Annotated in this window: 9 protein-coding genes and 1 pseudogene; 4 read left to right on the top strand and 6 right to left on the bottom strand. The window is 62.5% G+C overall.

Annotated elements, in window-relative coordinates; genetic code table 11:
* The first annotated feature begins 214 nt into the window (after positions 1-214).
* On the top strand, positions 215-583 hold the full coding sequence (locus O3W51_RS32570) for a VOC family protein (protein WP_138359591.1): 369 nt from the start codon (positions 215-217) through the stop codon (positions 581-583).
* 74 nt (positions 584-657) lie between these two features.
* Positions 658-1,035: pseudogene (locus O3W51_RS32565) on the top strand (3'-5' exonuclease); the annotation flags it as partial.
* Positions 1,036-1,177: 142 nt separating this feature from the next.
* Here the strand turns inward: O3W51_RS32565 and O3W51_RS32560 are convergent.
* The 5 genes from O3W51_RS32560 to O3W51_RS32545 all read right to left on the bottom strand — a co-directional run bounded on the left by O3W51_RS32560 (position 1,178) and on the right by O3W51_RS32545 (position 7,433).
* Entirely contained in the window at positions 1,178-2,080 is a 903-nt protein-coding gene (locus O3W51_RS32560; protein WP_269287987.1) for a hypothetical protein, read from the bottom strand.
* Between the two features lie 352 nt (positions 2,081-2,432).
* Positions 2,433-2,765, bottom strand: a complete 333-nt coding sequence (locus O3W51_RS48985) for a winged helix-turn-helix transcriptional regulator (RefSeq protein WP_443048364.1) — start codon at positions 2,763-2,765, stop codon at positions 2,433-2,435.
* 29 nt (positions 2,766-2,794) lie between these two features.
* Positions 2,795-5,011: an ATP-binding protein gene (locus tag O3W51_RS32555; RefSeq protein ID WP_269287986.1), complete on the bottom strand. Its 2,217-nt coding sequence runs from the start codon at positions 5,009-5,011 to the stop codon at positions 2,795-2,797.
* 44 nt (positions 5,012-5,055) lie between these two features.
* Complete coding sequence (locus O3W51_RS32550; protein ID WP_269287985.1) at positions 5,056-6,180, bottom strand: hypothetical protein; 1,125 nt, start codon at positions 6,178-6,180, stop codon at positions 5,056-5,058.
* A 122-nt stretch (positions 6,181-6,302) separates the two neighbouring features.
* The gene (locus O3W51_RS32545) at positions 6,303-7,433 is read right to left on the bottom strand and encodes a site-specific DNA-methyltransferase (RefSeq protein WP_269287983.1); all 1,131 of its coding nucleotides are present in this window, start codon (positions 7,431-7,433) and stop codon (positions 6,303-6,305) included.
* Between the two features lie 30 nt (positions 7,434-7,463).
* On the opposite strand from O3W51_RS32545, the gene O3W51_RS32540 reads away from it, so the two are divergent.
* Both O3W51_RS32540 and O3W51_RS32535 read left to right on the top strand, forming a co-directional pair.
* Positions 7,464-7,790: a helix-turn-helix domain-containing protein gene (locus O3W51_RS32540; RefSeq protein ID WP_269287982.1), complete on the top strand. Its 327-nt coding sequence runs from the start codon at positions 7,464-7,466 to the stop codon at positions 7,788-7,790.
* 253 nt (positions 7,791-8,043) lie between these two features.
* Positions 8,044-8,373 carry a 3'-5' exonuclease gene (locus tag O3W51_RS32535; protein ID WP_443048363.1) on the top strand — a complete coding sequence of 110 codons (330 nt, stop codon included), beginning with the start codon at positions 8,044-8,046 and terminating at the stop codon, positions 8,371-8,373.
* Between the two features lie 121 nt (positions 8,374-8,494).
* On the opposite strand, the gene O3W51_RS32530 is transcribed toward O3W51_RS32535, so the two are convergent.
* Entirely contained in the window at positions 8,495-9,352 is an 858-nt protein-coding gene (locus tag O3W51_RS32530) for a hypothetical protein (protein ID WP_269287981.1), read from the bottom strand.
* Between the last annotated feature and the right edge of the window lie 183 nt (positions 9,353-9,535).

Raw genomic sequence — 9,535 nt, 5'->3', positions numbered from 1 at the left:
TGAAAACCCTCGGAGCCGACAACATCGCCAAGACCACCCGGGCGATCCGCGACGAACCCCAACGAGCACTCCCCATCCTGGGCATCACCAACGAACCGGTCACCTAAGGAACTTGATCAAGCCCTGGCCTGACAGGCCACGTCGCGAAGCGGCCGGCGGGGCGGCCCCTTTTAGGGTGGCATCAGGAAAGTCTGCTGATCAGCTCGGAGATGCCATGCCCTTGAAGATGAAGTTGAGCGCGATAACACTAGATTGCCCTGATCCACTGGCTCTGGCGGTGTTCTATCAACAGGCCACCGGCCTTGAGCCGCACCCGAAGTCGGACGCTGACTTTGCCGGTCTCAACCGTGAGGATGGACTCCTCATAGGCTTTCAACGGGTCGACGACTACCGGGCGCCGAGCTGGCCTGATCAGGCCGTTCCCCAACAATTTCACCTTTGCTTCGACGTCGCGGACCTGGACGAGGCGGAGGCTCGGTTGCTGGAGCTGGGAGCAGGCAAGGCTCATCACCAGCCGCATGAGGACAGGTGGCGGGTCCTCACTGATCCGGCCGGGCATCCCTTCTGCATCGTCAGGGGCTGACGCAGCCGTGCTCCCGCACACGACATAGCTGGGGACGTTCATCCGTACGCGGTTGGGGAGGTTAGGTAGTACGCCGACAATACGCCGAACACGACCCCGCCGGCCGGGATCTGAAGCCCTTCGTGGACTTCATCGGCCAGCACGGCACCGGCGCCGTCCTGGCTGCGGTAGACCAACTCAGCCACGAGAACCGCGCCCAGATCACCATCTCCACCGCCCACAAGGCCAAAGGCCGCGAATGGGCCAAGGTGAGGGTCGCCGACGACTTCACTCCGCCCAAGGACACCGACCAGAAGGGCATCGATGGTCGCCCACTGCCCGGACCGATCGATGACACGGAAGCCCGCCTCGCCTACGTCGCCGTCATCCGGACCCGCAATCGCCTCGACCTCGGAGGCTTGTCCTGGATCCGAGATCACCCTGACGGAAACCCAGCGCACGGACCCTGCTGATGTGCTGCGGAGTGGCTGCTTGACCAGGCGGTCACACCGCTTCCTCGGCATCCCATCGATTAGCCAGCCAGCCAGCCGGCAGCTCGCGGAGTGGATGAGAAGTGATCTGACACTTCCCTCTGCCCAGTGATCGCGAATCGCATCAATTAACCTCTTCCAGGCCGGCCTCCTTGCGCAGAGCCTGTTGAAAATTGATAATGAGCCGATTTAGTACAGTGGGATCAATTTGCACGCGTGCGCCATGGGCGACTTTCCCTCTAGTCAGCCACCATTCGTTAATTTCGGACTCAGTCACATCATGGATCCCCGCTGATTCGCTTAGGTACCTGTGGATATGGCGTGCGACTGAGGTGTGCGTTGTGCGCAGAATCTGGTTGTGCGCTCGATCCTGCAGATCATCGCTGACGCCGACTTGCATAAAGTGGCTTTTCAATCCCATCCGAAACACCCGCTTAGCGCCCTTGGTCAAGTCGTCGCCTAGCTGCCGCTGGGGTCCAATCGCCCCATTTGCCAAAGCCTGGAGACCTGTCACTGCAAGTATCCAGCGAACCTGCGGCCGGTCGGAGATTACCGCGAGCTGATTAATATCAAGGCAGTCCTGGACATATTGATCAAGATCATCGAATCTACCGAGGACGGCAATCTCCTGGGCTGGATGCCCTTTGATCTTCAAAATGCCGCCGTGATTCCTCATGAAAGTGACGTCCGATGCAAGGACTTCTGTATTGCCTTCGGGGTTGACGGATAGCTCCGCTGGGGGGCTGTCAACCAGCTCCGCTTTGACCAGCGGCCATCGAATGCAAAATCCATCATTTGAAGCGGCAAGTAGCTTGAGCAGCCTTTCTGTATGAACCACTGCAGTGTGTATTGCGATTACGGGAGTGGCAGCACCTATCTCCATTGCGGCGCAGTACTCGCCGGGCTCGGGCTGCCGTACTGACATGTTCCCCGCAGTGAATTCTGGAATTGATGATTGGACGCTTGTCTCCTCGCTCTCGAAGATGAGCGCATCGAATGGAATCCTCACGCGGAAGATGGGCGTCATAGCAGTAGTGTCTCTCCTGGCCCTTGGCTTCGCACCTGGTCGCTGTCAGGAGTATCGATCGACATGTATCGATTTCGACGTGCCGAATTCTGACTACGTCATGAGGAAGGGCCCTGGCCCATTCTTTGTGCGGCGGTGACGCTGGGTTACGCCAACAAGACACGCTTGCGGAGGAGTTCGAACTCTGCGCTGCCGAAGATCCGCGTTTGAGGAGCGCCGAAACGGCCGCGGCCGGGCGCCGACGTTGTTGGTCGGCATGCGGTCCGGCTGGACGTAGCGATGCGACGCGCGGCACGCTGATACGGGGTTCGGTTGTTCCGCGATGCCGGATGTGCAGGCCAGACTTGACGTATCACATGTTAAGGCTGCTCCCGGCTACTTCGCGCAGAGAATTCAGGGCACCAGCAACTCGACGACCCTGGGCGGTAAGCCGGTAGGTGATGGTCACGGGTCGGGTCGCAGTAACCCTCCGGCACACCATTTCGCGGCTCTCCAGGTCGGCAAGGCGGCCGGAGAGCACGCGGTTGGAGATCCCGGAGACGGCCTCTTGGATCTCACCGAATCGCCATGCGTCGTCAGAGGTATGAAGAATCAGCAAGATGTGTATCGTCCACCGGGCAGAGAGCGTCTCAACGAGATCGCTCTCTGCCCGGGTCAATGCGGCACCGCGCCTGCTGGCCGTCATAGCGCTCCGTCCCTGGTCGTGACACAGGCCTAGAAGGGAGGCTTCTCGTCAGTCTGAACGGCGTTGAACAACCCACCGCTCAGGTCGTCGTCGGTATCCGGCTCTTCCTTTGAGGCATGCTCCTTGAGCATGACGTACTTGGGGAACTTGCCCGGGTTCTTGTCATCCTCGCGGGCTTGGGCGATCCACTTCCCCGGATACAGCTCGTCGAGCGCCTGCCTAACCAGATTCCTACCCCACTCAAAGGAAGAGTCGGAGCGCTTCGCGTACTCGGGAGCCCTCTCACCCAGCATGTGGGCGATGTGTCCCCACTTGATGCCACGACTGCTGTTGATCAGCTTGTGGAAGTTGGGCTTGTTGTCCCGCAGGTGGACGATCGCGATCGCACTGTCGTCCACCGAGGCGTCTTCCCCATCTGGCGTGCTAGCGGCACCGCGGGGACTGTTAGCCGCGAGGCTGGCGGTGGCAACCCGGGCTTCGGCACGTCGTTCCTCGACGGCGGCCCGGGACTGGGTGGCGAAGTTGTCGGGGGCTGGGAGGGAGTAGTCGGGGTCGGCCATCTTGTAGGAGTCCTCGAAGCTGAGGACACGCACAGAGATGGGATAGGGGCGCGCATGGCGGTCGGTGCCGGGGGCGCTGGACCAGTAGATGCCATTGCCAACGAGCGGCTCGTTGAGCAGGGTGGCCAGCAGGTCTTCGGAGAAGTGGGCGTTGGCCTTCTTGAGGGACAGCAGGTCGCCTTGGGAGAGCAGGTGGAAGACGAAGAAATTGTCGCCCTGGCTGAGTAGTTCCTGCGGCAGGCTGCCTGGCTGCTGGGTGATCAGCAGGGCACCGAGATCGTATTTGCGACCTTCCTTCACCCACGAGATGAAGGGGCCGTCCTCCCTCTGACTGGAGCCACCGAGGACAGACTGGGCCTCTTCGATGACAGCAATGGTGGGGATGGATTTCGGGTCGGCCTCGGTGAACTGGGTCTGGTTGTGCTCGAAGATGTCGCCGAGGATCACACCGGCGAGCTGGAGCCCCTGGGAGCCGCGCATCTGCGAGATGTCCACCACACAGAGCTTGCCCTGCGATAGGCAGTCTTTCAGGCTGCTGAGGAGCTGGCTGTCGGGGTCGTGCAGTGCGTTGACGACGCGGGTCATATTGCTGACTGCGGCGTTAGTCTCGGCCTCTTGGCCGGCATCGAGGTTCAGGATCTCCTGGACCTGTGAGCGATCGGCGCCGTACTTGTCCCGGTGGATCAGGTCGACAAGCCGACTCCACCTGGGCCCGTCGAGGGACTTGAGCTTGACGACGTTCTGCTGGTCCTGCTTCTCCGGTGGCAGCGCGATACCCAGCACGCGCGACGCCTGCAGTTCCTTGATGTTCAGTTTGACGCCGTTGACGACGAAGGACTGGTAGAACTCGCTGGGGCCCTTGCGGTTGGTGAAGACGACTAGCTTGTTGCGCAGGTGCGGCACGTCGCAGAGGGCAGGGCGGCCCTTGAAGTCAGGCCAGAAGTACTCTCCGTCCGGGTCGAAGATGATTGTTCCGACGGGGGCAGCGCCGGAGCGGCGCGGCACAGTGGGCTGGCCTTCGTAGAGGGCGGAAAAGAGCAGTTTGACGAGGTTCGACTTACCGAAGCCTGCGCGGGCGAAGACGAAGCTGCGGCGAGCCACGAGTTTGTCAATCTGGAATGTCGGCATGATTGCGGGCTGCTGGACCTGCATCCAGGAGGTGTCGCCCACACGCTTGTCGTTTCCGGCATAGACGAATTCGCCGAAGGCGAGGTATCCGATGGGCACCGCGCCGTCGTCGGTGTCCTTCGCGTTGACAACCTCGGCGAGCAGGTCGTCACCCAAGAGCGCGACCTGGGCGCCGACATGCGGGAGGCGCCGGTGGCTGGGGACGAAGATGTGCTTGTCGCCCTCCATGCGTAGGACGCCGAGGATGCGGATGTCGACCTTGTACTTCAGGTAGCGTTCGCGCAGCTCGTCGGGAATGGGCCGCTGGTCGCGCACCGCGCGAGTGGCGTAGTCCTCGCCGATGGGAGATACCAGGCGCCCCTGGGAGGCGATGGTGGTGATCCGCCCGAGGATAGCCTCCCGTTCGTGTTCGAGCTGGACGAGGACGAACTGGCCGTGCATGGCCATGGTCTGGAAGTCGTCGTGGTGCGGCAGCACCAGGTCGGCGTGGAACTCCATGCCGCCCTCGGAGAAACCGCGGAAGGTGCCGACAACTTTGTCGCGCTCGAACAGGCTCATGACGGTTCTTACTCCACAGGGTGCGGTGCGGACAGTGAGGAGTGCTATTCGTAGCGATTGGCGGCTACGTCGGAGGCCAACCGCAAGGCATCGATGATGTGCGCCTTGTCATCGCCGACCTGGTCGCGGACGGCGTCGACGAGCTGGTCTTCGATGATGTCCATGTCCAGGTCGGCGACGCGGGAGTAACTATCAGCCTGTTGGATGCAGTTGGGATAGAGGGGGATGGGGAAGCCAGCCACCGCGTCGGCCTGCAGGTATCCGAAGATCGCCTGGGCTTCCCTGTCCTGGCGGGACATGAGGTCTACGGTCCAAATGGGGTCGCCGGAGTAAGGGCCGAAGCGCACGAAATACATCGATCCGATGTTGAACTTTGGCTTCTCACCCGGGGAATCGTCCCTGACGTCGCGGGTGTACTCGTCCCACAGGTAAGCCTTCTCCAGCATCTCGGCCGGGACCTTGGCAAAACAGGCGGCGCCGTTGTTAAACACGCCCGATAACGAGATCGCCAGCCGGTAGTACTCCAGGACTTGGGTCTTCTTCGCCAGTCCCACCAGCCACACCTTGCGACGGTCCTGGTGCCAGATCCGCTCGATGGCCTCGTAGATCTGCTCGCCCATCTTCACGAACAGCTCACCCGTGAAGATCTTGCTACGCAGCAGGCCGTCGCGGACGATCAGGGTGTCGACTGCGTAGTCACGATGGCAGATCAGGTCATACAGCGTCGCCCACTCGCACAGATCCCGGAAGACCTGCACCCAACTGGGCGACTTGCCGGACATCATCGGCGATAGGCTCTGGAGCCTTTCGACACCCAACCCGTGCATCATCCTGCCCAGGGCCGTACACGGGTTGCCCTCTTCGTCGAACTGCCGGCGGCTCAGGCCGTCAATGTCGGCGATCGGGGAGACCACCTCCATGCACAGCTCCTTGCCGTTCGAGTCCACGACACGAACGACCTGAAGGTAAAAGGGGTTGAAGGCGACCTTGTTATTGCCGCCGTCGGAGGACATCAGCGCGACCGATGTCGCTGACCGCGGCCTGATCACCTTGACCTCGGAGCGGATGGCATGGGCCTGCTCAACCAGCTTGTCCAGCTCCGCGCGACCGTCTTCGACCTGGTCACCGATCAACTGCTTGAGCTGCTTGATCTGATCCGCGTCGAACATGCGTCTCCCCACACCGCGCGCGTGCTGCCACAAGCAAGTAATTCACTCGCCTGGTCTACACAGCATGGCATGGGGTGCTGACAATCCGTTATGAAGTTGTGGAAAGTAACTGGGTTACCTGATCAGTGGGGCAGTCCGATCAGTTCGGCGATGAGGTCGATCTCGTCGATGGCAGAGCCGGCCTTGCCGAACTGCTCCGCCTGCCGGGTGCGCTTGGGGGGTGTGCCGGCCTGCCGGACTTCCTTGACAACCCACCCGGCCTTCGCCTCCCTCACGGAGGCCAGCAGCATTTGCTCCGGGTCGGTACGGGCTGAGGGCAGAGCTCCAAAGCGGATCGCAAGCCGGGCACCCTGGTGGCAGCGGCGGGCGGTTGCCCCCCACACTTCGGCCAGGGCCTGGATGAAGGCTTCTTGGTTCGGCTGGCGGGCGATCTGGCCGTGCGTTCCGTAAAGGACCTCGGGGGGCCCTCCGAGAAACCATGAGCGCAACCACTGGTCGGCCACGTAGGTGCGCATGCCGTAGTACGGGGGCGAGGTGACAACCAGGTCAAACTTCTGTCGCAGGCCGCCGAGAGTCTCGACGGAGTCGCCGAGGTAGACCCGGCCGCCGTGAGCCAACGGAGCCGCATCCAACAGGCGCTTAGCCCGCCGCTCGATGACCTCCAGCGTCGGAACACGCACCGGCTCCATGTCGCTCTTCTTCCAGAACTTCACCGCGTATGCGGGCTTGGAAGCATAAGTACGCGGCATCTGGTTCGACAGGTACGACGGGAGGTTCTTGTTACGCGGGCCGTGCAGGATGCCCAGCAGAACCGCCCGCAGCATCGCCGCCGTCGAGGTGGTCATCCCCAGTAGGGCCTCACGCAGCGCCACCAGCTCGCGAAGCGTCTGACGCTCGAAGCACCACTGCCAGAAATCGCCCTCGGGCACCTCTCCTCGCATACCGCCGTCGAGGACTTGCCGCGCGAGACGAACCACGGCGCCGGGTGTGACCTGGACGAGCTTGGCCTGGGCGATGGCGGCAGCCACTGGGTTGATGTCGATGCCCACCGACGGCAGCTCGGCCAGACGCGCGGCATAAAGAGTTGTTCCCCGTCCGCAGAACGGATCCAGTACACGAGTGGCATCGGGACGGGCGGCAAGCTGCTGGAGCGGAAAGTCCAGCGGAAACATCGTGTAGTACGGGCAGACGGCATTCAGCCGGAGCACATCTTCGGGCCGACTGGGGGAAGGGGCCGCTGCGGTCGCCGTCATGGGTGTAACCCTACAGGTATAGTTACACCCATGCCACGAAGGAGGCTCGATCCCGCCGCCCAACTCCGCGGGCAGGCGCTCGCCTTCCGCCTGACCCAGGCCCGCCGCACCTCCGGACGCTCGGCCGAGGCCGTGGCCCGCAGCGCGGGGATCTCCGTCGAAACCGTGCGCAGTATCGAAAAGGGCCGCACATTCACACCGGAATTCTTCACCGTCGCTGCCCTCGCCGTGGAGTTGGGGCTATCCCTCGACGAGTTGTACGCACTCGTCCGTCAGCCCACCCGAAGCGATCTTCATACGCTCCGTGGCCCTAGCACTGCTACCTCCAGTCCGGCCGGGCCGCCCCCTGACGCGTGATAGCGCCTATCAATCGAGGTGCCCTGCCAGCCCGCTCGTCACTCATCCTGGTGGTTGCCCTTTCTGTCCCCTGGCCAAGAGGACCGAAGGGGACGAAATGTTAGGTATGCGATTCGCATTGCTTCATTCCTAGATCGACACTGTCTCGCAGGTCGCTGCGCAATGCGGGGGGCGCCCTGCAACATGCTGGCGGTGGCGGAAAGGTGCGGGAACCCGCTGTCATGACCCCGTCGGCCGGGATCTGAAGCCGTTCGTGGACTTCATTGACCAGCGCGGCAGCGGTGCCGTCCTGGCCGCTGTGGACCAACTCGCCCACGAAGACCACGCTCAGATCACCATCTCCACCGCCCACAAGGCAAAGGGCCGCGAATGGGCCAATGTGAGGATCGCCGACGACTTCACCCCGCCCAAGGACGGCGACCAAAGAGGCGCCGACGGGCGTCCCTTGCTTGGGTCGATCGACGACACGGAAGCACGCCTTGCCTACGTCGCCGTTACCCGGACACGCAGCCGCCTCGATCTCGGAGGCCTGTCCTCGATCCAACATCACCCCGACGGAAACCCGGCACAGGGACCGTGTTGACGTATCGCGGTGAAGCATTCGGCGAGGTCACCCCGCTCGGTCCGACCCGTCGGCAGACCGGCTCACTGGCAACTGGTGCGGATCGCTGACATGGGCTGCGTTCCCACAGTCGTGGTATCGGTCAGAAGAGCGCGCTCTGTTCGGTCGCCTTCAGGGCGGTTCGAAGATCGGCCAGCTTGAGGGCCGGGTCCTGGCGGAGCCCTGATGATCCGGTCCAGTAGGTGGTGCGCTCGCGTCGAGCGACCCAGGCCGAGGCATTGTTCAGTTCTGGGTGCCAGACCGTTCCCGTGTAGTCCTCGAGAGTGGGTTTGGTACTGCCCGATGTGCCGCCGTCACGTGTGTAGACAGTCATGCGGAACACGCCATTCAGGGCCTCCCAGGTCTTCTGGGAAGTGCGGCTGCCGAACATGACGGCGAGCATCTGGAAGCTGTCGATGCGACCTTGATCGACCTGGATCCAGTAGTCGCCTCCTCCCACGTGTCTGTTCCCGTCGCCGTCAATGAGCGCCTCGTAGAGGATCTCGGCCTGGCTGAGGGTGAGTGAAGCGATCAACAGTGGCGGCAGTTGCTTCTCGGGGAGGGCGGCGCGGATCTCAGCTCCAAGGTCGGCGCCGATGTAGAACGGGATGACGCCGTCGGGTCTCGCCTTGTGTTCCTTGAAGGTGAAGCCTCGGCCAGTGAAGTGAGCGGCAAGGCGTCGAATCTGCTGTGTCTTCTCCGGGTTAACTCGCTCGGACTGAGAGAGCGACACGTGGTTCCAGGTGCCGTCGCCCGGTGGTTTGGGGAAGCAGCCCTCCGTGATGATCCAGCCGAGCAGTTCGACGAATTCGTCGGAGTAGGGCGAGGAGTCTGAGAAGGCGCTGGGTGTTCCACCGCCGAAGACGAGTCTGGCCCAGGTCCGCTTTTGGAGATTCTTCGTGGTGGACCACTGGTGGGGCCTATTGTCTCCATTCTTCCGGCCCTGATCGTTCCGTTCCATCCATAGGTGTCCTGGTGTGGTCAACGCTGAGACGGACCTGTGCTTCCATCGGACCAACGGACCGTGCCGGCCAGCGTCCCACTGACGTCGATTGATGCCCAGGAGCGGTTTCCATCGGATCTGCTTCTCGACGGGGTCCATGGCCAGGATGTAGTCGCCGGGGTTCAAACTGTCGTGATCACG

The organism is Streptomyces sp. H39-C1 (assembly GCF_027158125.1).
Lineage (GTDB): Bacteria > Actinomycetota > Actinomycetes > Streptomycetales > Streptomycetaceae > Actinacidiphila > Actinacidiphila fildesensis.
The sequence above is the reverse complement of the archived record's forward strand: the minus strand, read 5'-3'. Positions and strand labels throughout refer to the sequence as shown.